Origin of the sequence: Mycobacterium genavense ATCC 51234, assembly GCF_000526915.1 — a bacterium.
GTDB classification, from domain to species: domain Bacteria; phylum Actinomycetota; class Actinomycetes; order Mycobacteriales; family Mycobacteriaceae; genus Mycobacterium; species Mycobacterium genavense.
In genome coordinates this window covers 98,282-120,948 of the sequence record NZ_JAGZ01000013.1, presented here as the reverse complement: position 1 = coordinate 120,948, position 22,667 = coordinate 98,282, and the positions used below count along the sequence as shown (strand labels likewise).

Below are 22,667 nucleotides of genomic sequence, written 5' to 3'. Positions count from 1 at the left end.
GGGCGGCGGCGCTGGAGGCGCATAAGAACGAGGCCATCCAGATCCAGTCCGAAGAGGTCTACGAGCGCTACATGAAATACCTGACCGGCTGCGCCGACAAGTTCCGAGAAGGCTACGTCGACGTCAACCAATTCACGCTGGAAAAGTAGCCATCGCGTCCGCGCGCCGATCCCCGACCGCCATCCCTTGGAAAGGTCGAAAACGACTGCGCCAAAGCGGGTTTCGACGTCACCCGGCGCCAGCGGCTGCAGTCCGACTTAGCCCACGTCCTGGGCCCGTGGGCCGCTGCGCTAAAAGCGCACACAACCAAGCCGGCTTTGCCAGGGCGTTGCGCCGGGAAAAGTAATTGGCTCCCGGTGGTTCAAAACCGACGCGCAGTGGGTATACGCAAGCTCGTTAGCTAACGCTGGGCGATGAACAGGCGTGTGGCGCCGTCGGTGGGGAATCGACACGACCGGGCTTCTGCGCACTCACCCCAGTTGCTGCTGACAGGGGATAAATAGGCGCGCCGCGCGCCGTTCGGTTGGGGATCAAGCAATCGGGGGGCTCGTGCGCGCCTGCACGCCGTTACCTAGGTGCAGGAGCAAACACGAGAATGGCTGAGCAACCGACGAGCCCGACCAGGACCCGGACGCGTTCGGAGGATATCCAGGCGCACTATGACGTCTCCGACGATTTCTTCGCTCTGTTCCAGGACCCGACCCGGACCTACAGCTGCGCATACTTCGAACCGCCCGACCTCAGCCTCGAAGAGGCGCAATACGCCAAGATCGACCTCAACCTGGACAAGCTGGACCTCAAACCGGGCATGACCCTGCTCGACATCGGCTGCGGGTGGGGCACCACCATGCGTCGCGCCGTGGAGCGCTACGACGTCAACGTCATCGGCCTGACCCTGTCCAAGAACCAGCACGCCCGCTGCGAACAGGTGCTGGGCGCGGTCGACACCGATCGCTCACGGGAGGTGCGGCTGCAGAACTGGGAAGACTTCAGCGCGCCCGTCGACCGGATCGTGTCGATCGAGGCGTTCGAGCACTTCGGGCACGAGAACTACGACGACTTTTTCAAGCGGACGTTCGACATCATGCCCGACGACGGCCGGATGACCGTTCAGAGCAGCGTCAGCTATCACCCGTACAACCTGAACGCCCGCGGCAAGAAGCTCACCTTCGAGACCGTGCGCTTCATCAAGTTCATCGTCACCGAGATCTTCCCCGGCGGCCGCCTGCCGACCACGGAGATGATGGTCGAACACGGCCAGAAGGCGGGATTCGTTGTCCCCGAACCGCTTTCGCTGCGGTCGCACTATGTCAAGACGTTGCGCATCTGGGGTGACACGCTGGAGTCCAACAAGGACAAGGCCATCGAAGTCACCTCCCAAGAGGTCTACGACCGGTACATGAAGTACCTACGCGGCTGCGAGCACTACTTCGGCGACGAGATGCTGGACTGCAGCCTGGTGACCTACCTCAAGCCGGGCGCCTCGGCCTGATTTCGCGGCCGCTGTCGGATCGGGGCTGCGTCGTTCGTCGGATAGGTAGAAAGTGGAGCACGGGGCTTCGCTCACTACCGGAGGTGACGAACATGCAGTATTTCGCTCTGTTGATCGCGAAGGAACAGCAACGTACGCCCGAAGAGTGGGCAGCGGGCATGGCCGAGTGGCAGCGTTTCCACGCCAAAGCCGGCCCGGCGATCAAGGCCGGTGACGCGCTGGCGCCCGCCGCCGCGGCGTCCGTCATCGCCGGCGGGCCCGATGCACCGATCGTCACCGATGGCCCGTTCGCCGAGTCCGCCGAGGTGGCCTGCGGCTACTACGTGTTCGAAGCGGAAAACCTCGACGAGGCGCTCGCGTTGGCGCGCGATGTCCCGATCGCCACCTTCGGGGCGGTGGAGCTGTGGCTGGTGGTCCACGCGGTTGAGCCGTCCCGCAAGCTCACCGGCAACGACTGGCTCGCGCTGCTGCTGGAACCGCCCGCGACCGCACACACACCCGGCACGCCGGAGTGGAAGGCCGTCGCGGCCAAACACGCGGACCTGCACGCGGCCGCCGGCGATCACATTGTCGGCGGTGCCGCCTTGCACGATCGGTCCACCGCGACGACCGTGCGGGTGCGGGACGGCGAGGTGCTGATCACCGACGGGCCCTATGTGGAGGGCGCCGAAATCGCCACCGGGATCTACCTGCTCGGTGCGACGGATCGTGACGCGGCCGTCAAGATCGCGTCGATGATCCCCGCGTCGACGGTACAGCTGCGGCAGCTGGCTGGAGTCTCGGGACTCTGATCCCACCCGCAATGACCAACCTGGACGGCGTCTTCCGCCGGGAATGGGGTCCCGCCGTCGCCGCGCTCGCGCGGTGGTCGGGCGATCTCACCATCGCCGAGGACGCCGTCCAGGAGGCCTGCGCCGAGGCGTTGCGCAGCTGGCCCCGCGACGGTATGCCCGACAGCCCGGGCGGGTGGCTGGTCACCATCGCCCGCAACCGCGCCCGGGATCGGCTGCGCCGCGAATCCGTCCGTCCCGGAAAGGAATTGGCGGCATTCGTGGATGAAATCGGGGCACGTACCGACCACATCGATCCACATCCGGTTCGCGACGACGAGCTGCGAATGATGTTCACCTGCGCGCATCCCGCCTTGGACCGGCAGTCGCAATTGGCGCTGACGCTGCGGTTGGTGTCCGGGTTGACCGTCGCCGAGATCGCGCGGGCGCTGTTGCAGACCGATGCCGCCATCGGCCAGCGAATCACGCGCGCCAAGAACAAGATTCGTCATGCCAACATCCCGCTGCAGGTGCCGCCGCCGCAGCTGTTGGCAGAGCGGACGCCGCACGTGCTCGGCTGTATCTATTCGGTGTTCACCGAGGGCTACTGGTCCACCGCGGGCCCATCGGCGATTCGTGACGAGCTGTGCGACGAAGGCGTTCGATTGGCCGGCGAGTTGTGCGCGCTGATGCCCGACGAGCGTGAGGCGCACGCGCTGGCCGCCCTGACGCTGCTGCACGATTCGCGGCGGGCAACGCGGATCGACGACGCCGGCATGCTGGTGCCACTCGAAGAGCAGGACCGCCGCAAGTGGGACCGCGGCCGCATCGCGCGCGGCCTGGACCGGTTGCGGCTGGCCGAGGACGCCCCACCTGCCGTGGGCCCGTATCTGCCGCAGGCGGTGATCGCCGCACTGCACGCGACCGCACCCTCCTGGGAGCAGACCGACTGGACCGCCATCTGCGCCGCCTATGACCGGCTGCTGGAGCTGACGGGTTCACCGGTGGCGGGCGCCAACCGCGCGCTGGCGGTGGGCCTGCGCGACGGCCCCGATGCCGGGCTGGCCGCGCTGGACGAGGTGGCGCGCGATCCCCGGCTGACCCGTTCGAATCTGGTCGCGGCGGTGCGGGCCGACCTGCTGCGGCGCGCGGGCCGGCCCGGCGAAGCGCTTACTTGGTATCGAACGGCGTTGGAAGCGGGCGGTTCCGAGTCGGGGCGCGACTTCCTGCGGCGACGCATCGCCGAATGCGGCGGCTAGCGTCTGCCGGCGGACGCGAACGTCGACTTGTGGTGCCTATCCCGGTCGAGATCGCCCAACAAGGCGACGATCGGCGTGCAGAAAGCTACGCCTCGGTGAAGTTGCGCGTGACGGACGTGTCGACCGGGATGCCCGGGCCGGTGGTCGTCGACACGGTGATCTTCTTCAGGTAGCGCCCCTTGGACGACGACGGCTTGAGCCGCAGCACCTCGTCGATCGCGGCACCGTAGTTCTCCGCCAAATTCTTCTCGTCGAACGACGCCTTGCCGATCACGAAGTGCAGGTTGGCCTGCTTGTCGATGCGGAAGTTGATCTTTCCGCCCTTGATGTCGGACACGGCCTTGGCGATCTCGGGAGTCACGGTGCCGGTCTTGGGGTTTGGCATCAGGCCGCGCGGGCCGAGGATGCGCGCGATGCGGCCGACCTTGGCCATCTGGTCCGGCGTGGCGATCGCGGCGTCGAACTCCAGGAAGCCGCCCTGGATCTTCTCGATCAGGTCATCGCTGCCCACCACGTCGGCACCCGCGGCGGTGGCCTCCTCGGCCTTGTCGCCGACGGCGAACACCGCGACCCGGGCGGTCTTACCGGTGCCGTGCGGCAGGTTGACGGTGCCGCGGACCATCTGGTCGGCCTTGCGCGGGTCGACGCCGAGCCGGATGGCCACCTCGACGGTCGCGTCCTGCTTGGTCGAGGCCGTCTCCTTGGCGAGTTTGGCCGCTTCCAGCGGGGTGTAGAGGTTGTCGCGATTCACCTTCTCGGCGGCGGCGCGATATTCCTTGCTGTTCTTGCTCATTGATCTGTCCAATCTGGTGTTGGGGTCGTGGTTGATTCGGGCCGAAGCCAGCCCTCCCACGGTGATGAAGCGCAGTTACTCGACGGTGATCCCCATCGACCGGGCGGTACCGGCGATGATCTTGGCGGCGGCGTCGATGTCGTTGGCGTTGAGGTCGGTCTTCTTGGTCTCGGCGATCTCGCGGACCTGATCCCAGCTGATCTTGGCGACCTTGGTCTTGTGCGGCTCGGCCGAGCCCTTGCCCACGCCGGCGGCCTTGAGCAGCAACTTGGCGGCGGGCGGCGTCTTGAGCGCGAACGTGAAGCTGCGGTCCTCGTAGACCGTGATCTCCACCGGGATGACGTTGCTGCGCTGGTTTTCCGTGGCGGCGTTGTATGCCTTGCAGAACTCCATGATGTTGACGCCGTGCTGGCCGAGCGCGGGTCCGACCGGCGGCGCAGGGTTTGCCTGACCCGCCACGATCTGGAGCTTGATCAGCCCAACGACTTTCTTCTTCGGGGCCATGAGATTTGTGAGTTCCTTCCTGGTTTATGCATCCGGCCGTTCTCGCGCACGGGATGGCCGGCTAGATCTTGGAGACTTGCGTAAAGGTGAGTTCCACCGGTGTTTCGCGGCCGAAGATCGAGACCAACACCTTGAGCTTCTGCTGTTCGGCGTTGACCTCGTTGATCGTGGCCGGCAACGTGGCGAACGGCCCGTCCATGACGGTCACCGATTCGCCCACTTCGTAGTCGACCTCGACCACCGGGCGTTCCAGGCCACCGGCCTCGGTGGCGGCGGCGGCAGTGGTGGGGCCACCCTTGACGGGCTTCTTCGCCGAACCCGGCGGCAGCAGGAACTTGACCACGTCGTCGAGCGCCAGGGCCGACGGACGAGACGTCGCGCCGACGAACCCCGTCACGCCCGGGGTGTTGCGCACCGCGGCCCACGAGTCGTCGGTCAGGTCCATGCGCACCAGGATGTAGCCCGGCAACACCTTGCGGTTGACCTGCTTGCGCTGGCCGTTCTTGATCTCGGTGACCTCTTCGGTGGGTACCTCCACCTGGAAGATGTAGTCACCGACGTCGAGGTTCTGCACACGGGTTTCGAGGTTGGCTTTCACCTTGTTCTCGTATCCCGCGTAGGAGTGGATGACGTACCAGTCGCCGGGCTTGCTACGCAGCTCCGCCTTGAGCGCGGCGGCAGGGTCGGCCTCCTCGGCCGGCTCCGCGGGTGCCGGGGCCTCCGCGGCCTCGACGACCTCGGCAGGCTCTTCTACGTCGACCGCTTCACCGGCGGAGGTGTCACCGTCGAAGGTAGTCACGGTTTTCAGTCCTCTCTATCTCTTGCGAAAGCTCAGCCGAACACCAGCAGCGCCAGCTTGGTCAGGCCAAGATCGGCAAGACCGACCAGCGCCACCATGAAGGCGAGGAACACCAGCACCACGGACGTGTAGGTGAGCATCTGCTTGCGGTTCGGCCAGATCACCTTCCGCATCTCCGCAACGACCTGCTTGAGGTAGTTGAAGATGTAAACGAACGGGTTGGCGGTACGGCCGCCGGCTTTCTTCGGTTTCTTGGCCTTCTTGTCGGCCTTCTTGGACTTCTTGGAGTCCTCGACCTCGTCCGGGGATTCGACGTCGACGTCGTCGGCATCGGCCACCCGCTGCCGCGACCGCTTCCCGATCGGGCGTTGCGGACGGGCCGCCGCCTTGGTCACCACCGCCGTCCGACCGCCGCCGGTGCTGTCGTCGGTGTCACCGCCATCGCGTGCGGCGTCGTTGGCAGCAGGGACGTCGAGGCCCTCGTCGCTCACCGCATGCTCCTTTGTTCGCTGGCTATGTCGCGATCCGTGCCGCGCTGACCGATTAGTGTCCAGCATGGCACGCTTCTCAGTGTCTTCTGCAGGGGCGACAGGACTTGAACCTGCAACCTGCGGTTTTGGAGACCGCTGCTCTGCCAGTTGAGCTACGCCCCTTCGCGGTTGGCAGGCCAACCTGCGCTTACCTACCGGGCCTACATGACACGCGCGCTCTCCGTTCGGTGATCGCCGAACCTACGGACAGCGCGTTGTAATGGGAAAACCCCGAGGTCCGAGTGTACATCGGCACGGGAGTCAGATACTAATTACGCGGTTCTGACTACCTGCCCGTATTCCGGGTCCCACCTGAGCTGAATGGAACCGTCGTCCGTTTCACTCGACTCTTCCCGGTACTGCCCCATCAACGTGGTGTAGGCCTCCATCACGAGCTCACCGTTGTCGTCGGTGCAGATGTTCTTGGTGACGACGATGTCGGCGCCGAAACGCTCGTTGACCGACTCGATGTCCATCCGGCCCCACAACTTGTCGCCCGCCTGGATCGGCCGGTTGAAGACGAAACGCTGCTCGACCTGCACGATCACCAGGCTCTCCATGCCCAGGTCGACGTGGCGGAAGAAATCCAGCTGCACGTGCTTGGCGAAGATCGTGACGAAGGTCAGCGGCGCGAGGATCGAGTCGTAGCCCAGTTCGGCCGCCGCGGCCTCCTGATAGAACACCGGGTCGTCGTTTTTGATGGACCGGGCGAACTCGCGCACCTGCTCGCGGCCCACCACGAAGTAGTCCGGATACCGCCAGACCATGCCGCGGATATCGGTTTTGAGAGCCATCGGTTACGCCAACTTGGCCGATGCGATCGCCCGTCCGAAAATCTTCTTCCCGCCGGTGGTGGCGCTGATCGCGATGACCACGGACTTGCTCTCCGGATCGACCGACTTGACCCGACCGCTGAAAACCAGCTCGGCGCCCTTGCCGTCGTTGGGCACCGGCACCACCGCCGTGAACCGCACGTTGTACTCGGTGACCGCGCCGGGGTCCCCGACCCACGAGGTGACATAGCCGCCGCCGATGCCCATCGTCAGCATGCCGTGCGCGATCGCGGTGTCCAGCCCGACGACCTTGGCGATCTCGTCGTCCCAGTGGATCGGGTTCAGGTCGCCCGAGACGCCCGCGTAGTTCACCAGGTCCTGGCGGGTGAGCGGGTAGGTCTTCTCCGGCAGCTGGTCACCTACCTTCACCGAACTGAACTCACGCAGTGGCATCAGAAAATCCCTCTTTTCCGTTCTCACCGGCACGACCCGCCAGGGTCGTGTAGGTCTCCTGCACGATGTCACCGGCCTCGTCGGTGATGACGTTCTTGGTCACGACGATCTGGGTGCCGTGCGAAACGCGCATCGAGTCCACCGTCACGTCGCAGTAGAGCCGATCGCCAACCACGAGCGGCTTGAAGTACCTGAGCACCTGGTCGACCTGGACGATCTGCGCGTCGGTGACCGCGATGTTGGCGTGCTTGAAGAACGCCGATTGAGCCTGGTAACCGAAGACGCAGAGGAACGTCAGCGGGGCCACCAGGCCTTTGTAGCCGAGCTCGGCGGCGGCATCCTCCTGGTAGAACCAGGGGTCGTCGTTTCGCACGGCGGCCGCGTACTCGCGGATCTTCTCCCGCTCCACCTCGTAATAGTCGGGATAGCGGTAGTGCATCCCGACGATGTCTGTGGTCAACGGCACGGCTTCAAAACCTACCTAGTCAGTCTCGATAAATCACGCGTAGGTGCAGGTTAGCGTGTCTCGCGGTGGGCCTGGTGCTTGCCGCAATTCGGGCAGAACTTCTTCAGCTCCAACCGGTCCGGGTCGTTACGCCGGTTTTTCTTGGTGATGTAGTTGCGGTGTTTGCACACCTCGCAGGCCAAAGTGATCTTCGGCCGCACATCGGTACTGGAAGCCATTTCCGTTCTCTTTCACACGTCACATTGTTGTGTTGTAGCGATGGCCGGACTCGAACCGGCGACCTAACGATTATGAGTCGTTCGCTCTAACCGACTGAGCTACATCGCCTCTGGTACGCGCCGTCCGCCTGTTCGGCGTCCACCGAGCCCCCTAACGGAATCGAACCGTTGACCTTTTCCTTACCATGGAAACGCTCTACCGACTGAGCTAAGGGGGCCTGGAACCCGTCGCGACAGTCTTGCCTCGGGCCTAAAAGAGGGTACAGCGCGACGCGCGGCGGCACCAAACCACACCGCGGACGTTCAGCCCCCCTCGCTGGTGCGATTCGGATTCCATGCGCTGAGGTCGCTGAACTCGTCGTAGATATCGTCGTGGTCGCCATGTGCGTCGGTGTCGAGCAGGTTGCGCAGCGCCAGGTGGATGGCCTCGCGCGCGTCGGCCACGTGATAGCGACGTATTGCCTCTTGGACGAGATCGTCGTCAATCTCGATCTCGATCTTCCTGAGCATGGCCCAACAATACCCACGCCGCACCGGCCGGACCGTCCGCAGAAAAGCGCCCGCAATGCCAGATCGGTCGGCCGGGTCATAGTCTGATGCGGTGACAGATTCGTCAGCCGACCGACTGTATTTCCGCCAACTGCTCTCCGGTCGCGATTTTGCCGCCGGCGACATGATGGCAACACAAATGCGCAATTTCGCGTATCTGATCGGCGACCGTCAGACCGGTGACTGCGTCGTGGTCGATCCGGCGTATGCCGCCGGCGAACTGGTCAACGCGGCCGAAGCCGACGGTATGCGCCTGTCCGGGGTGCTGGTCACCCACCACCACCCCGACCATGTGGGTGGTTCGATGATGGGCTTCGAGCTCAACGGGCTGGCCGAGCTACTGGAGCGCACCAGTGTGCCGGTGCACGTGAATGCCCATGAGGCGCTTTGGGTTTCGCGGGTCACCGGGATCGGCGTCGACGACCTGACCGCCCATCAGCACGGCGACAAGATCAGCGTCGGCGCCGCCGAGATCGAGTTACTGCACACCCCGGGCCACACACCGGGCAGCCAGTGCTTTCTGCTCGACGGCCGTCTGGTTGCGGGTGACACGCTGTTCCTGGACGGCTGCGGGCGCACCGACTTTCCCGGCGGAGATTCCGACGAGATGTATCGCAGCCTGCAGCAACTGGCCGCGCTGCCGGGCGACCCGACCGTCTTTCCGGGGCATTGGTATTCCACCGAACCGAGCGCGCCGCTGGCCGAGGTCAAGCGTTCCAACTATGTGTATCGGGTCACCAACCTTGATCAGTGGCGAATGTTGATGGGCGGCTAAAGAATTCAGCGGGCGGTTGTCTCGCTCGATATTTGCGTGAGCGTGAGCAAGCACCGAATGATTGCGATTCGGCAGCCGGGCCAGCAGAATTTCGGGTGCACATCGCTGTGATATAGCGGAGGGATGGGTTCAATGGGGTGGATCCAGGGCGGCTGGCACGGGTTCACCGACGTTGATTCGGCCACCTGGTTGGCATGGGCGGCGTGGGCCGCGATTGCGCTCGGCGTGGTCGCGCTACTCTTCACCAACCACCAGCTCACCCGCAACCGCCGACTGGCCGCCGAACAGACGCGGCCCCACGTGAGCATGCTGATGGAACCGCATGCCGCCGATTGGCACGTGATCGAGTTGGTCGTCCGGAATTCGGCCGGATCGCCGCCTACGACATCCGGTTTTCATTTGCTAGTCCACCGACGGTCGCCGAATACGAAAATTCCACCGACGGCTACGCCGAAGTCGTGGAACTGCGCCTCCCCAGCGAACTGCCGGTACTCGCGCCCGGCCAGGAGTGGCGGATGGTCTGGGATTCGGCGCTCGACCGCGGCGAAATCGGCGGTGGTATCGAATCTCGGTTCACCGGCAAGGTGATCTACTACGACCGGCCCCAGATGCCGCGCGGCTGGCGGTTCTGGGAGCGTGAGCGCCGGCCGCTGGAAACCAATGTGGTGCTGGACTGGGACGCCTTGCCGCCCGTTCAGCGCATCGAGTTGATGACAACGCACGACCTGGCCAAGCGGGAAAAGCAGAAGCTGGAACTGATGCGCAGCCTGCTGACCTACTTCCATTACGCGAGCAAGGAAACGCGCGACGACGTGTTCCGCGCCGAGATCGACCGAATCAACAAGGCGGTGGCCGAAACTCAGGACCGCTGGCGCGCACGCCAACTCGACGCGCCAACCGATGTCGGCCTGCGCTGGGGCAGCTCCCAAAACGATCTCGGTAAACACCGGGGCGAGCACGTCTGAGCAGTCGCATCCCGCGCGGGGTGACGCAACGCCAATCTGGTTCAATCGATCTGCCTGTAGCGAAGGAGTTCCGATGAGCGGTCCGGTCACCTACAGCCGCAACGACAACGTCGCGGTGATCAGGATGGACGACGGCAAGGTCAACGCCCTGGGCCCGACCATGCAGGCCGCGATCAACGAGGCGATCGACCAGGCCGACAGCGACAACGTCGGCGCCCTGGTGCTCACCGGCAACGAGCGGGTGTTCAGCGGCGGATTCGACCTGAAGATCCTGACCTCCGGCGAGGTGCAGCCCGCGATCGACATGCTCAGGGGCGGCTTCGAACTGACGTATCGACTGTTGTCCTACCCGAAGCCGGTGGTGATCGCCTGCACCGGGCACGCGATCGCGATGGGGTCGTTCCTGTTGGCCTCCGGCGATCATCGGATCGCGGCCCACGCCTACAACATCCAGGCCAACGAGGTGGCGATCGGCATGACGATCCCGTACGCGGCCCTGGAGATCATGAAGCTGCGGCTGACGCGTTCGGCGTATCAGCAAGCCACCGGTCTGGCCAAGACCTTCTTCGGCGAAACCGCCCTTGCCGCGGGCTTTGTCGACGAGATCGTGTTGCCCGAGATGGTGGTCAGCCGGGCCGAGGAGGCCGCAACGGAATTCGCCGGCCTGCACCAGCACGCCCACGCCGCAACGAAATTGCGCGCCCGCGCCGACACACTCAAGGCGCTGCGCGCCGGAATCGACGGCATCGAGGCCGAATTCGGTCTGTAGGGAGGAGGCGATGCGGCTGCCCGGGCAACCGCCTCCCCTCCTGTCGCCTCCTCCACGCAGCAGTGTGGCACTTCGGCGGCCGAGCGTCACTTCACCCTGGACCCACTCAAACGGCCCAGCGGAACCGCTTCAGGTACGCCTCCCAGTCCCAGGTCAACAGGAATTCCTGCGCCGCCGCGTAGCCCCGCTGATACAGCGCCTCGAGCCGGTCCGTGGCGACGTCGAAGTCGAGGACACCGACATCGGTGGATTCGACGGCGATGGCGCGGGCCGCGACCCACGGCTGGTTGAGGTGGGTTTGGTCGTGACCCGCCAGCATCGTGGTGAGCAGGCTTTCCAGCAGCGCCGTCTGTTCGAATAAGCGCAGCGGTTTCAGCGCGGGCATCACCGCGCTGAAACCCTCGTTGAATCGCGGCAGCACCGTGACCCCAAAGGTGGGCCAGCGCGGCACTTTTCCGTCGAACCGGTCGAAGGTGTCGATCGGAAAGTTCGACAGCACACCACCGTCGACGAGGACGGACGTCGCCCCGCTGAGGCTGCGCAGCTTGACCGGTGGGTAGAAGAACGGGATCGCCATCGACGCCCGCACCGCGTCGGCGACCAACTGCTCGTCGGGGTCCAGCCCGTACAGCCGCCGGTAATCCCAGGGCAGTCTCACCAACTGCGCCGCGCTCAGGTCGGCGACGGTGACCACCAGCTTGTGTCGCCGTCCCTCGGGCAGCGTGTCCTTGTCGAGAAGCAGATCCCCGAAGTAGGTGACACCCAAATTCTTCAGCTCGCTGCGAATCCAGTCGTGGGCGGCATCGCCGCGAAACATGCTGGTGTCGCGGACAAGTCCCCACGCCACGCCGAGGATCGGCACCGGTCCCGCATCGCGCCATTTGCTCAGCGGCGCCGACAGCGCGAGCTCCTTGACCTGTTGGCTGGTCAGCTGGTCACCCTTGGACGCGGCGGCCAGGATCGCACCGACGACCGATCCCGCCGACACACCCGACACCCGTGGAAGGAATAGCCCGCGTCCATCAGGGCCACGATGGCACCCACCAGGCCGATGAACTTGACTCCCCCGCCGGAGAGCACCAGATCCGCGGACTTCGGCTGTGGGGTTGCCGCGCCCATCAGGCGTCCCGCGCCGAAACCCAGTCGTAGGCAAGGTATTTTCCGTCGAACGTCACGACGACGCGGTCGCCGGAGGGGTGCGGCTTTTTTGCACGTCGACGCTGAAGTTGATCGCGCTCATGATGCCGTCGCCGAACTGCTCGTGGATGAGCTCCTTGATGGCACCGCCGTACACCTGCAGCGCCTCGTAGAAGCGGTAGATGGTGGGGTCGGTCGGCACTCCCCCGGTCGGGAACGCGGGCGGGCCGCCAGTACCGGCAGGGCCGACTCCTCGAGACCCAGCATCTCGGCCAGCACCTTGGCCTGCTCCGGCGGAATCGGATGCTGGCCCAGCAACGCCGACGTGGTCCACACCACCGGCCGATCGATCGCGTCGGCCAGCGACTGCCACGTCAGGCCGCGCGTCAGGCGGTTGACGACGATCTGTTCGGTGAGCTCGTTTCTGTTCATCAACCCAGCATGCGGCACGCCGGTTAGCCCGGCTTCGTCGCGGTGACCAACCGCGTGGCGAACCAGGGACCGCCGTACCACATGCGCCAGCCGAGGTTGCGCCGCCGCACATCGCGCCAACCCAGCTGACCCAGATGCGCGGCGTGGCGGTTGGTTTCCCAGAGGTCGGCGATCGCGAGTCGACCGCCCGGGCGCAGCACCCGAATCGCTTCGTCGAGCGCCTTGCGCCGGCCCTCGTGGGTTCCGATGTTGTGGATGGCCAGACTGCTGACGATGACATCCACGCTCTCGTCGGGCAGCGGCAGCGCGGTCATGTCGGCGGTGTGCACTTCGACGCGGTCGGCGACGTTTTCCAGGTCCGCGTTGGACAGAGTCGACTGCTGTGAGTTCTTGGTCTGGTCGGCGCGCCATAGGTCGACGCCGATCGCGCGGCCGCGCGGCACCCGCTTGGCGGCGGCGAGCAGTACCGCGCCGCGGCCGCACCCGAGATCGAGCACGGTCTCGTCGCCTTGCAGCGAGAGTTCATCGAGGATGCGCCGCCACACCACGAACTTGCCATGCTTCGTCGCGTAGATGTACGAGGCGACCGTCGCCAGCACCTGGGCCGCCGACGCCGCACCGAGTACCGCCGCCAACCGGTTCCCGCGGCCCCAGGCGACGCCCGCGCCGCCGAACAGCAAGGCAGACACGACCGCCACGATCGACACCTGCCCGCCGGGCGAGACGGAATGAAAGGACCCGTCGTACCCGTACTCACCTTGGTGCTCGGTCACGCGCTGCGCCTCTGTCATGGTCCCAGCCCTCTACCAGCGTCCGCGGTGCACGACGTCGTCGAACGGGCGCCGGTCCGGTTTGCGGATCGGGGTCAGGGGCCGATCGGCCGGATAACCGACGCCGAGCATGAACGCCACCAGGTAGTCGTCCGGGACGCCCAGGATCGCCCGCGCCTTGTCCTGGTCACCCACCGACGAATGACCGGTGCCGATGCCCAGGTCGGTGGCCGCGATCATCATCGCCATCGTCGCCTGACCGACGTCGTAGTTGTCGGTCACCAGCCGGCGCTCGTCCGGCGGAACCGGGACCACCAACACGATCGCGGCCGGCGCCGACGCGATATGACCGGCGCCGCGCCACACCGTGGACAGCTCCCGCAGCTGGGCCGGGTCGGTGACGATGACAAAGTCCCAGGGCTGGCGGTTCTTCGCCGACGGCGCCCGCCAGCCCGCCTCGACGATGCGGTTCAGGTCGTCGTCCGACACCGGTCGCGGCTGGTACTGCCGGACATTGCGCCGAGCGCAGATCGCGTCCCAGGTTTCCATCTCTTCCTCTCGTCGCGCGCCGACGCCGCGAATTCCGGTCTGCCCTACCCGTTCTCAGGTTAGCCACACCGGATTCGTCAGGGCGACCATCGAGCCGAGCCGGCCTCGTCGCCGGTCGCGTACCTCGAGCCGGGCAAAGCGTGCGGACGCGGCGTCGAGCTCCCATTGCAGCCTGCTGTCCGCCGAGGCTACCGGTGTGCGGCCGGCGCAGCCCGCGTCGGTGATCAGGGAGGCGATGGTGCCGGGTGCTCCGCTGATGACCGCGGTGACCGTCACCGCCGCACCGGGCGGTACTAGCAGCCGCTGCCCGGGCCCGGCCACGTCGCCGCCCGGACAGGACGCGGTCAGCTCGCACGCGACATCGCGGGATCCGACGATATACGAGCGGCCGCGGCGCAGGGCGTCGACGATCGCGGGCACCGACAGCTCGTCCGCGTGCACGGCCGTCTGCGGCGCGCCGACCAGCTGTCGCCTGGCATGGGAGTCGCTGCCGCCGACCGCGACGATGCGCCGGCTCTGTCGCAGAAGCCGCTGCCAAATACGGAGCGACACTTCGTCGTCGACGTTCCAGTGACCGTTCCATACTTCCAGCGAGTCCACGTCGGAGAAACCGAATTCCCACGCCGAGCCCGGCAGCGGCGCGGCGGGATGGGCGGCGACCACCAAGCCCCCGGCTTGGCGAACCTCGGCGGCAAAGCGCGGGAAGACCCCGTCGCCGGGCCCGTAGCGCCAGTCCACCCAGCCGCCCGGGGGCAGGCCGACGGCGAGCCAGTGTCCGTGCCGTGTGGTGACCTCCACGCCCGGAATCACCAACAGCGATCCGGTGCGACAGGTGGGCCAGACCCGGTTGGCGGAGTTGGTGTTGTGCTCGGTGGAGACGATGAAGTCGAGCCCGCCGGCGTGCGCGTCCGAGACCAGTTCGGCGGGATCGCGTTCACCGTCGGAGTGCTCAGTATGCAGATGCAGATCGCCGCGGTACCAGCGCGCACCGCCGACCGAAGCGGGCGTGAACGCCGTCGGCGAATGCGGCGCGACCGGGGGCCCGCTGAGCGGCTCGTAGTCCAACGTGACCCGCGCCTGCCAGGCCATCCCCCACGGACTCAGCACCACCGGGCCCAGCGCCACCGCCCACACGCCCGGCTCGATCGGACCGGCCAGGTAGCCCGGCGTCGCGTGGGTGCGCGAGATCGTGAAGCCGTCACGGGCCCCACCGGACCAGCCCCGGAATCCGGCGGCATTGCCCAAGTCGTGGCCGGCTGCCCCAAACAGCCCGAGGTCCAACACATTTCGGGCCGGGCCGCCGATGCCGGAGTCGTGCGACGTGCTCACCCGAATTTGTTGCACACCGGGCGGCACCTGGAACGGCAGGTAGACCCACCGGTAGATACCAAAACCGAACCGCCCCGAAAACGCTATTTCGATTGCCTTGCCGACAGTGCTGGCACCGGGCGCGGCCTTGGCAATGCTCATGGCTTGTCTCCCGTCGGCGCTGCGCCATTTCGAGCCATTTCCGACGCCGGTGTCGGTTCCGCCCACAGCATTGGCCATGAAGGTTTAACCGGTCGTTACATCGACACGAACAGCCGCTGTAGGGCTGATGAGTTTGCGCTACGCCGACGAGCGCTGAGCGGCCACGAACAGGTTGCCGGGGACGTCGTTCTCGACCTCCTTCGCGGGCCGGCGGCCATAGCCAGCCATCAGGTCCAGCGACGGCGTCACCGTCACGTCCCAGCCGTGGCGACCGAACCAGGCACCCACGTCCTCGCGCTCCTCGAAGTACCACAATTCGTCGGTGCTGGGCACCTCGCGCTGCACGTCCGCCTTGGCGAACGCAGCCCGGACGCGATCCATTCGCGCCCGCCGGCGCGTGCGGGCCTCGGGGTCGAGGAACTTCGGGCCCAACGCCTCCACGCCGATCCGGCTGCCCGGGACCGTCAGCGCCTGCACGCGCTCGAACAGCAACTCCTGCGCCGCGGCCGGCAGATACGGCATCAGCCCCTCGGCCGACCAGACGCTGGGGGCCGAGGCGTCAAACCCTGCTTCTAGCAACGCTTTTGGCCAGTCCTGGCGTAGGTCCACCGGGACGGCGACCCGGTTGCAGGCGGGTTGGGCCCCGTGTTCGGCCAACGTCGATGCTTTGAAATCCAGCACCTTGGGCTGGTCGAGCTCGTAGACCGTGACGCCGTCCGGCCACGGCAGGACTGCGCGTCCAGCCCCGCGGCCAGGATCACCACCTGGGCGATGCCCGCCGTCGTCGCGTCGATGAAGAACGCGTCGAAAAACGCGGTCCGCGAGGCCATGTAGCCGACCATCGCCTGCATCTGCTGCGCCAGGTTGGGTTCGATTTCCAGCAGCTCGGCCGGCAGCTGGGGCGCGGAGTACCAGTTCCACACGCCGTCGCCGGCCGCGTCGAGGAAGACACGCGCGAACGGGTCGCGGATCAGCGGATTCTCGCTCTCGGTCTCGCCGCGCGGGATGCCGCGACGCCCAGCGCCGTCGCCCCCACGCTCTCGGTGATCTCCCAGCTGTCGTTGTCGGTTCTGGCCACGCCCACATCCTTTCGCGTTCACTTCCGCCTGCGAGGTTACGTGAGCAAGCTGTCCGCGGGCTGTGGCCATCCTCGGCGCCCGCTAGCGTTTACCCGCAAATGAACAAGCTGTCCGTCAAGTTCATGCACGCTTGACCGGAGGTATCCGGTTAAGTTGTCGGCGTGCGGCTAACGGCGTGGCCCCGGTCCGAAAGGTCCTGACATGCGAGTTGACGGACGCGACATCAGCGTCTCTGGGAGCTTGCTGCAACCGGTGAACCGGCGGACCAACGACATCCTGCGGCTGATCCTGGCCACCGCCTTTCTCGCGACGGTGATCACCGGTTCGCTGGTCACCCGCACCTGTTGGATCCAGCTGGAGAAGTCCGTCTCGCGGGTCGTCGGGGTGTTGTCTCCCACCCAAGCCGACGTGGTCTACCTGCTATACGGGTTCGCGATTCTGGCGCTACCGTTCATGATCTTGATCGGCCTGATCGTGGCCCGGCAATGGAAACTGTTGGGCGCCTATGGGGCGGCGGCGATTCTCGCGGCACCGCCCTTGTCGATCAGCAGCAACCGCTTCGCCGCACCGCGATGGCACTTCGACGTCTCCGACCGGCTCAGCACGCTGCCGTCGCAGTTCCTCGACGACCCGCGCTGGATCGCGATGCTGGCCGCGGTGCTGACGGTGTCCGGCCCCTGGCTACCCGCGCGCTGGCGGCGCTGGTGGTGGGCGCTGCTGCTCGCCTTCGTACCGATTCACCTGTTGATCAGCGCCATTGTCCCGGCCCGCTCCCTGGTGGGAGTGGCGGTGGGATGGTTCGTCGGCGCGCTGGTGGTGCTCGCCGTCGGCACGCCCGCACTGGAAGTGCCGCTGGCCGCGGCGGTGCGGGCGATTGGAAAGCGTGGATTCGTGGTGTCGCGGTTGATGGTGGTCCGGCCCGCCGGACCCGGGCCGTTGGTGCTGTCGACCGATTCCGGCGATGCCGATTCGACGGCGGCCATCGAGTTGTACGGCCCGCACCAGCGCAGCGGTGGCGCATTGCGCGAGCTATGGCGCAAGCTGCGGCTGCGCGACGCCGAGACCGCGCCCTTCCAGGCGTCGATGAGCCGCGCCGTGGAGCATCGTGCGTTGATGGCGATCGCGATCGGGGAGGCGGGCGTGGCGAACACGTCGACGATCGCCTTTGCGGCGCTGGACCGGGGTTGGACGCTGTACGCGCACCGGCCCGTTCGGGGGATCCCGCTCGACGAATGCACGAAAACCACACCCGTCGTGCGGGTGTGGGAGTCGCTGCGAAAGCTGCACGACTATCAGATCTCGCACGGCGACCTGCGCTGCCACGAGATCACCGTGGAGGACGGCACGGTGTTGTTCGGCGGGTTCGGCAATGCCGAATACGGCGCCACCGATGCCCAGCTGCAATCGGACCTGGCGCAGCTGCTGGTGACGACGACTGCGCTGTACGACGCGAAGTCGGCGGTGCGCGCGGCGATCGACACCTTTGGCAAGGACGCCATCTTGACCGCGTCTCGTCGGCTCACCAGATCGGCTGTGCCCAAACGGGTCCGGAAGTCGGTCGGCGACGCGGCCGACGTCATCTCGGCCGCCCGGGCCGAGGTCAAGTCGCAGACGGGTGCGGATCAGATCGAGAAGGAGACCATCACCCGGTTCACCCGCAGCCAGGTCATCCAGCTGGTGCTGCTAGGCGCACTGGTCTATGTCGCGTACCCCTTCATCAGCACCGTGCCGACGTTCTTTTCCGAACTGCGGTCGGCGAACTGGTGGTGGGCGCTGCTGGACGTGTTCATCTCGGCCTCGATATATGTGGGAGCGGCGGCGGCGTTGTGGGCGTGCACCGACGGCACGGTGAATTTCTGGAAGTTGTCAATAGCTCAGGTAGCCAACACCTTTGCCGCGACCACCACCCCGGCCGGCGTGGGCGGCCTGGCGCTGAGCACCCGGATCCTGCAAAAGGGCGGCCTGTCGGTCATGCGGGCCACCGCCGCGGTGGCGTTGCAGCAGTCGGTGCAGGTGATCATGCACCTGGTGTTGCTGATCTTGTTCAGCACCGTGGCCGGCGCGTCGATGGACCTTTCGCATTTCGTCCCGGACGCCACGGTGCTGTACCTGCTCGCGGGTGTGGCGCTGGGCATCGTCGGCGCCTTCCTGTTGGTGCCCAAGCTGCGGGGCTGGCTGGCGTCGGCGGTGCGCCCGCGGCTGCAGGAGGTGGCCAAGGATCTCGTCGAGCTCGTCCGTGAGCCCCGCCGGCTGTCGCTGATCGTGCTCGGGTGCAGTGGAACGACTCTCGGTGCGGCGCTGGCGCTTTGGGCCAGCGTCCAGGCCTTCGGCGGCAGCGCGACATTCGTCACGTGCACCGTCGTCACGATGGTCGGCGGCACCCTGGCCTCGCCCGCACCGACGCCGGGCGGGGTGGGCGCCGTCGAGGCGGCGTTGATCGGTGGGCTAGCCGCGTTCGGTGTGCCCGCCGCCGTCGGGGTGCCGTCGGTGCTGCTGTATCGGGTGCTGACCTGCTGGCTGCCGGTGTTCATCGGCTGGCCGGTGATGCGCTGGCTCGCCGAGAACGACATGGTTTAGCAAATACGTTCAGCGTCCGTCGCTTTCGGCGCGGGCCATGACGAGTACCGTTGCCCGCCGCACATACTCGCCGGTTTTCGCGGTGAGATAGACGAAGTAGTAACCGTCGGGCACCGACCGCTCCACGGTGATGGGGACGGTAACCGCGGACGACCCGTCGGAGGCGAACCGACCCGACACCGGTGTGGTCGTGATCCGGGCGGCGGGGGACACCCCGGCGAGGCTGTAGCCGCCGACATCGTCGGCCATTCGCTGGACGTCTACGTTCACACTGCCGGTGCTTCCGGGTGCAACCGCGACAATCGGTGGGGAAACATTCAGAGTCATCGCCGAACCACCCGCGACGAACGACGGTGGCGCCGAGGACTTATCGACACCCCAGCCGATGTCCGGATGGGCGGCCAACGAGAACGTGACTTCGCCGCCGGTGTCGATGATCGACTCGGGAAGAAAGGTGCGATCGGTGTGCTTGCCGTCGACGGTCAGGCTGCTGATGTACTTCGGATGGCTTGGCCCGAATGCGCCCGGCGCGGATATCCGGATGGACTTGCCCGCCGGAAGCCTGATCACGGCGCGATCGAAGAGCGGAGTGCTGACCGTGAGGATCGGCGTACCGGGAGTGCTGGGATACAGCCCGAGCGCCGCCCACACATACCAGCTGGAGAGCGCACCCAGGTCGTCGTTGCCCGGCGCGCCGTCGGGCGTCGGCCCGAACAACCTGCGCACCCGGTCGACCGTGAGCTGAGTCTTCCACGGCTGGCCGATGTAGTTGTACAGCCACGGCACCCCGAAGCCTGGCTCGTTGCCGGCCCGCAGGTACAGCTCGTTGGGACCCTCGTTGAGTTTCTTGGTGAAGCGGTCCAGGCGGCTGGCCACTGCATGACGGCCGCCGAGCGCGGTCACCAGACCGGCCACATTGTGCGGTACCCACCAAACGTATTGCTCGGCGTTGCCTTCGTCGTATCCGATCTGACCGAAAGTTGATGGAGAATCCACGAATCCGGGACCGTCGGGGAAGAATCCCATCAGGCTACGGGGAGATACGTAGCGGGTGGTTGGATTGAAAAGGTTCTGCCAGTACTGCGACCGGCTCTGGAATTGGGCAGCGATTGCGGTGTCCCCGAGCCAATTTGCGAGTCTGGAGATGGCGAAGTCGTCGACCGACCATTCGAGGGTGATAGACGCGTCGGCGATCCAACCATCTGTGCGGAACTCGTACAAGAACGGTGCGTAACCGAACTGCAAGTACGTATCGATGCCCGGTCGCTCCACATAACCGTTCAGGCCGATGCCTCCTTTCGTCGCCACGTTCACCATGTAGTGCAATGCCTTTCGCGCATCGAAGTTCCGGACTCCGTAGGCATACAGATTGACGATGAGCGGTACCACGTTGTCTCCACTCATCTCGCCGGTTGCCGCATTCGCGAAGGACCAGCGCGGAAGCGATCCGCTTTGCTCGGCGTCGCTGACGAGTGACTGCGCCATGTCGCCGGCCTGCCTCGGGAAGAGCAGTGCCTGTAGCGGCGCCAGGCTGCGGTAGGTGTCCCAGTCGGAAAAGTTCGCATACTGGGTATCTCCCTTGGCGACCTCGTGGATGAGGCCGTCGAATCCGACGTAACGTCCGTCCGCGTCGTTGAAGGTGTTGGGGTGCAACAGAGATCGATACATGGCGGTGTAGAACGTGTCGATATCGGCGACATTCCTGCCTGCCACGGCAATGCACGACAAGATCGAGTTCCACTCTGAGGACGCAGCGGCTCGAACCTCGTTGAAGCTCGCTGCGCCTTCGGCAGCCAGGTTGGCGCGCGCACCGTCGATGCCGACGTAGGAGATCGCCGTACGGACCTCCACCGCCGACCCTGCCGGAAACTCGACGTAGCCTCCGCTGAACGGCGAAACCACATCGCGGGAACCGGTGTAGACCGAATAGCCGTCCCAGACGCCGTAGGAGAGGAACGGTTGGCTGAACTTCATCGCGAAATACACTGTGTACGTGTTGTTCTTGCCGCAGAATCCACCGCTGGTCGCCCATCCGGTGATCGTCGTGTTGTCCGCACCTAGTTGCATGGCCGCGCGGAAGTTGCCCGCCGGCGAAACGCCGGAACGCACGTGCAACGCGGCGGGACGACCGTTGTGCGGGTAGCTGAATCGACCGACGCCGGTGCGGGTGGTGGCAGTGAGTTCCGCCGTCACTCCGGTATCGGGAAACCGCACCGCGTAGTAGCCTGGCTGGCCCTGCTCGGTGTCGTCGTGGGCGATCCGTTCCCAGGCATTCCACGGTTGTGAGTCGGCCAGGGTAGTAGTCGGCAACATCGAGATATCGCCGAATGCCGCACAGCTCACCGACGCATGCGTCATGCTGAACCCCGTCGAGCGTGGATTGTGGTAGTTGTAGCCGGCGTAGTTGCCCACCGTGTCCGGCGAGTACTGCACCATCCCGAATGGCACGGTGGCGCCCGGAAAGCCGTTAATTTCGCCCACCGTCTCGCCCCCACTGCCCGTTCCGATGAGTGTGTCGACATGCTCGACCGGATTCGCGACGAACTCCGGTTCGCCGTCGTAGGCCATGGGCGGGGCGGCGGCAACAAACGTCATGAAGACCGCCGTCACCGCAAGGAGTGCGACGGCGGCCCTGCGTGAGTTCATAGCTGTCTCTTACTGCAAAACCATGCCTTCGCGTCGATGTTTAACAAATGCGCTCCCGCGACGGGGCCGCATGGGACCTCCAGTTCCCCGGATAGCAAACATTGCCCACGGAACTCGGCTAGTCTCAGTCCGCGTGGCTGGCGCTGGTAGCGGCCCAATTTGGGAGAATCGATCGATGAAACAGTTAACCGCAGCAACCATTGCCGTGGCGCTGAGTCTGGCGCTGGACGGTTGCGGCTCGGGCAGCAAATCAGGCACCAAGACTTCGACATCGACCAGCACCTCGACGTCGACCTCGACGACCACGACGACCACCAGTGCGACGCCGAGCGGGCACGCGCACAAATCCATCGCCGACTACATCGTCGAGAACAAGATCACCGAGACCCCGGTGCACCGCGGCGACCCCGGACCGTCCGTCGATCTGCCGGTGCCCCCGGGCTGGCAGGTCGCCCAGCACAGCCCCACGTCCTACGGCGGCATCGTCCTTGCTCAGCCCGCGAACCGCGACGATCCGCCTACCATCGTGGCGATTTTCCCCAAGCTCACCGGCAACGTCGACCCGTCGCAGATCCTGCTATACGCGCCGGGAGAACTGCAGAACCTCCCCGACTACCAGGGTTCGGCCGGCAAGGCGACCACGCTCGGCGGGTTCCAGGCATGGCAGCTGGGTGGCACGTACACCAAGAACGGCCAGTCGCGTGCGATCGCGCAGAAGATAGTAGTGATTCCCAGCCAAGGCGCGGTGTACGTGTTGCAGTTCAACGCCGACTCGCTGCAGACCGATCACGGTCCGTTGATGGACGCCACCAACGTCATCGACGAGCAGACCACGATCACCCCGTGACAGCCATACCGTGAGGTGAGACCAGGAAGGCGGCTCGCCCAGCCG

At 65.8% G+C, this 22,667-nt stretch carries 21 protein-coding genes, 3 tRNA genes and 4 pseudogenes; 9 read left to right on the top strand and 19 right to left on the bottom strand.

What is annotated here, in order from left to right; all coding sequences use genetic code 11:
- The 4 genes from T428_RS32380 to T428_RS0121915 form a co-directional block, all read left to right on the top strand.
- Positions 1-149, top strand: a 149-nt coding sequence (locus T428_RS32380) for a class I SAM-dependent methyltransferase (protein WP_211243997.1), incomplete at its 5' end; no start/stop codon positions are given.
- Positions 150-595: 446 nt separating this feature from the next.
- Positions 596-1,492, top strand: a complete 897-nt coding sequence (gene mmaA4, locus T428_RS0121925) for a hydroxymycolate synthase MmaA4 (protein ID WP_025738154.1) — start codon at positions 596-598, stop codon at positions 1,490-1,492.
- 92 nt (positions 1,493-1,584) lie between these two features.
- Positions 1,585-2,283: a YciI family protein gene (locus T428_RS0121920; protein WP_025738153.1), complete on the top strand. Its 699-nt coding sequence runs from the start codon at positions 1,585-1,587 to the stop codon at positions 2,281-2,283.
- A gap of 11 nt (positions 2,284-2,294) precedes the next feature.
- Complete coding sequence (locus T428_RS0121915) at positions 2,295-3,521, top strand: RNA polymerase sigma factor (protein WP_025738152.1); 1,227 nt, start codon at positions 2,295-2,297, stop codon at positions 3,519-3,521.
- A gap of 85 nt (positions 3,522-3,606) precedes the next feature.
- Here the strand turns inward: T428_RS0121915 and rplA are convergent, their stop codons facing one another.
- The 12 genes from rplA to T428_RS30160 form a co-directional block, all read right to left on the bottom strand.
- Positions 3,607-4,314, bottom strand: a complete 708-nt coding sequence (rplA, locus tag T428_RS0121910) for a 50S ribosomal protein L1 (RefSeq protein ID WP_025738151.1) — start codon at positions 4,312-4,314, stop codon at positions 3,607-3,609.
- 75 nt (positions 4,315-4,389) lie between these two features.
- Positions 4,390-4,818, bottom strand: coding sequence for a 50S ribosomal protein L11 (rplK, locus tag T428_RS0121905; RefSeq protein ID WP_025738150.1), 429 nt, complete (start codon positions 4,816-4,818; stop codon positions 4,390-4,392).
- A 61-nt stretch (positions 4,819-4,879) separates the two neighbouring features.
- The gene (nusG, locus tag T428_RS0121900) at positions 4,880-5,617 is read right to left on the bottom strand and encodes a transcription termination/antitermination protein NusG (protein WP_025738149.1); all 738 of its coding nucleotides are present in this window, start codon (positions 5,615-5,617) and stop codon (positions 4,880-4,882) included.
- 32 nt (positions 5,618-5,649) lie between these two features.
- A complete protein-coding gene (secE, locus tag T428_RS0121895) occupies positions 5,650-6,108 on the bottom strand; it encodes a preprotein translocase subunit SecE (protein WP_025738148.1) in 459 nt (152 codons plus the stop codon).
- Between the two features lie 89 nt (positions 6,109-6,197).
- Positions 6,198-6,270: transfer RNA gene (locus T428_RS0121890), tRNA-Trp, on the bottom strand.
- A gap of 149 nt (positions 6,271-6,419) precedes the next feature.
- Positions 6,420-6,941 carry a (3R)-hydroxyacyl-ACP dehydratase subunit HadC gene (gene hadC, locus T428_RS0121885; protein ID WP_025738147.1) on the bottom strand — a complete coding sequence of 174 codons (522 nt, stop codon included), beginning with the start codon at positions 6,939-6,941 and terminating at the stop codon, positions 6,420-6,422.
- A gap of 3 nt (positions 6,942-6,944) precedes the next feature.
- Positions 6,945-7,373, bottom strand: coding sequence for a (3R)-hydroxyacyl-ACP dehydratase subunit HadB (gene hadB, locus T428_RS0121880; protein ID WP_025738146.1), 429 nt, complete (start codon positions 7,371-7,373; stop codon positions 6,945-6,947).
- Complete coding sequence (hadA, locus tag T428_RS0121875) at positions 7,360-7,839, bottom strand: (3R)-hydroxyacyl-ACP dehydratase subunit HadA (RefSeq protein ID WP_025738145.1); 480 nt, start codon at positions 7,837-7,839, stop codon at positions 7,360-7,362. Before hadA ends, hadB begins: the two co-directional genes overlap by 14 nt.
- Before the next feature lie 50 nt (positions 7,840-7,889).
- Complete coding sequence (rpmG, locus tag T428_RS0121870) at positions 7,890-8,057, bottom strand: 50S ribosomal protein L33 (RefSeq protein ID WP_003898538.1); 168 nt, start codon at positions 8,055-8,057, stop codon at positions 7,890-7,892.
- A gap of 35 nt (positions 8,058-8,092) precedes the next feature.
- A tRNA-Met gene (locus T428_RS0121865) sits at positions 8,093-8,166 on the bottom strand.
- A 36-nt stretch (positions 8,167-8,202) separates the two neighbouring features.
- Positions 8,203-8,275, bottom strand: a tRNA-Thr gene (locus T428_RS0121860).
- An 85-nt stretch (positions 8,276-8,360) separates the two neighbouring features.
- Entirely contained in the window at positions 8,361-8,567 is a 207-nt protein-coding gene (locus T428_RS30160; RefSeq protein ID WP_036468648.1) for a type II toxin-antitoxin system VapB family antitoxin, read from the bottom strand.
- 91 nt (positions 8,568-8,658) lie between these two features.
- Between T428_RS30160 and T428_RS0121850 the strand changes: the two genes are divergently transcribed.
- The 3 genes and pseudogenes from T428_RS0121850 (at position 8,659) to T428_RS0121840 (ending at position 11,115) form a co-directional block, all read left to right on the top strand.
- Positions 8,659-9,381, top strand: a complete 723-nt coding sequence (locus T428_RS0121850) for an MBL fold metallo-hydrolase (protein WP_025738144.1) — start codon at positions 8,659-8,661, stop codon at positions 9,379-9,381.
- Between the two features lie 123 nt (positions 9,382-9,504).
- Positions 9,505-10,346, top strand: a pseudogene (locus T428_RS30155) (hypothetical protein).
- A 73-nt stretch (positions 10,347-10,419) separates the two neighbouring features.
- Positions 10,420-11,115 (top strand): crotonase/enoyl-CoA hydratase family protein, encoded by a 696-nt coding sequence (locus tag T428_RS0121840; RefSeq protein WP_025738143.1) that lies wholly within the window; start codon positions 10,420-10,422, stop codon positions 11,113-11,115.
- 106 nt (positions 11,116-11,221) lie between these two features.
- Here T428_RS0121840 and T428_RS30150 read toward each other — a convergent pair.
- From T428_RS30150 to T428_RS35035, 6 genes and pseudogenes are all read right to left on the bottom strand, one after another.
- Positions 11,222-12,234 (bottom strand): annotated as a pseudogene (locus T428_RS30150) (patatin-like phospholipase family protein).
- Positions 12,234-12,684 (bottom strand): annotated as a pseudogene (cynS, locus tag T428_RS30145) (cyanase). Before cynS ends, T428_RS30150 begins: the two co-directional pseudogenes overlap by 1 nt.
- 23 nt (positions 12,685-12,707) lie before the next feature.
- A complete protein-coding gene (locus T428_RS0121825; protein WP_025738142.1) occupies positions 12,708-13,457 on the bottom strand; it encodes a class I SAM-dependent methyltransferase in 750 nt (249 codons plus the stop codon).
- Between the two features lie 30 nt (positions 13,458-13,487).
- On the bottom strand, positions 13,488-14,003 hold the full coding sequence (locus T428_RS0121820; protein ID WP_025738141.1) for a nitroreductase family protein: 516 nt from the start codon (positions 14,001-14,003) through the stop codon (positions 13,488-13,490).
- 54 nt (positions 14,004-14,057) lie between these two features.
- Positions 14,058-15,473, bottom strand: coding sequence for a CehA/McbA family metallohydrolase (locus T428_RS0121815; protein WP_036468672.1), 1,416 nt, complete (start codon positions 15,471-15,473; stop codon positions 14,058-14,060).
- Between the two features lie 138 nt (positions 15,474-15,611).
- A pseudogene (locus tag T428_RS35035) lies at positions 15,612-16,551 on the bottom strand (class I SAM-dependent methyltransferase).
- A 202-nt stretch (positions 16,552-16,753) separates the two neighbouring features.
- Between T428_RS35035 and T428_RS0121805 the strand changes: the two are divergent.
- Positions 16,754-19,129, top strand: coding sequence for a lysylphosphatidylglycerol synthase transmembrane domain-containing protein (locus T428_RS0121805; protein WP_025738139.1), 2,376 nt, complete (start codon positions 16,754-16,756; stop codon positions 19,127-19,129).
- A gap of 9 nt (positions 19,130-19,138) precedes the next feature.
- On the opposite strand, the gene T428_RS0121800 is transcribed toward T428_RS0121805, so the two are convergent.
- Positions 19,139-21,775, bottom strand: a complete 2,637-nt coding sequence (locus tag T428_RS0121800; protein WP_025738138.1) for a GH92 family glycosyl hydrolase — start codon at positions 21,773-21,775, stop codon at positions 19,139-19,141.
- 175 nt (positions 21,776-21,950) lie between these two features.
- Between T428_RS0121800 and lpqN the strand changes: the two genes are divergently transcribed.
- The gene (lpqN, locus tag T428_RS0121795; RefSeq protein ID WP_025738137.1) at positions 21,951-22,622 is read left to right on the top strand and encodes an envelope biogenesis lipoprotein LpqN; all 672 of its coding nucleotides are present in this window, start codon (positions 21,951-21,953) and stop codon (positions 22,620-22,622) included.
- Positions 22,623-22,667: the final 45 nt, after the last annotated feature.

Coding starts and splice junctions, on each gene's coding strand:
- T428_RS0121915 (WP_025738152.1), top strand. CDS start 2,295: ATGACCAACCTGGACGGCGTCTTCCGCCGGGAATGGGGTCCCGCCGTC.
- rpmG (WP_003898538.1), bottom strand. CDS start 8,057: ATGGCTTCCAGTACCGATGTGCGGCCGAAGATCACTTTGGCCTGCGAG.
- lpqN (WP_025738137.1), top strand. CDS start 21,951: ATGAAACAGTTAACCGCAGCAACCATTGCCGTGGCGCTGAGTCTGGCG.
- T428_RS30160 (WP_036468648.1), bottom strand. CDS start 8,567: ATGCTCAGGAAGATCGAGATCGAGATTGACGACGATCTCGTCCAAGAG.
- hadB (WP_025738146.1), bottom strand. CDS start 7,373: ATGCCACTGCGTGAGTTCAGTTCGGTGAAGGTAGGTGACCAGCTGCCG.
- mmaA4 (WP_025738154.1), top strand. CDS start 596: ATGGCTGAGCAACCGACGAGCCCGACCAGGACCCGGACGCGTTCGGAG.
- hadC (WP_025738147.1), bottom strand. CDS start 6,941: ATGGCTCTCAAAACCGATATCCGCGGCATGGTCTGGCGGTATCCGGAC.
- rplA (WP_025738151.1), bottom strand. CDS start 4,314: ATGAGCAAGAACAGCAAGGAATATCGCGCCGCCGCCGAGAAGGTGAAT.
- T428_RS0121800 (WP_025738138.1), bottom strand. CDS start 21,775: ATGAACTCACGCAGGGCCGCCGTCGCACTCCTTGCGGTGACGGCGGTC.
- T428_RS0121805 (WP_025738139.1), top strand. CDS start 16,754: ATGCGAGTTGACGGACGCGACATCAGCGTCTCTGGGAGCTTGCTGCAA.
- T428_RS0121920 (WP_025738153.1), top strand. CDS start 1,585: ATGCAGTATTTCGCTCTGTTGATCGCGAAGGAACAGCAACGTACGCCC.
- rplK (WP_025738150.1), bottom strand. CDS start 4,818: ATGGCCCCGAAGAAGAAAGTCGTTGGGCTGATCAAGCTCCAGATCGTG.
- T428_RS0121815 (WP_036468672.1), bottom strand. CDS start 15,473: ATGAGCATTGCCAAGGCCGCGCCCGGTGCCAGCACTGTCGGCAAGGCA.
- T428_RS0121820 (WP_025738141.1), bottom strand. CDS start 14,003: ATGGAAACCTGGGACGCGATCTGCGCTCGGCGCAATGTCCGGCAGTAC.
- T428_RS0121840 (WP_025738143.1), top strand. CDS start 10,420: ATGAGCGGTCCGGTCACCTACAGCCGCAACGACAACGTCGCGGTGATC.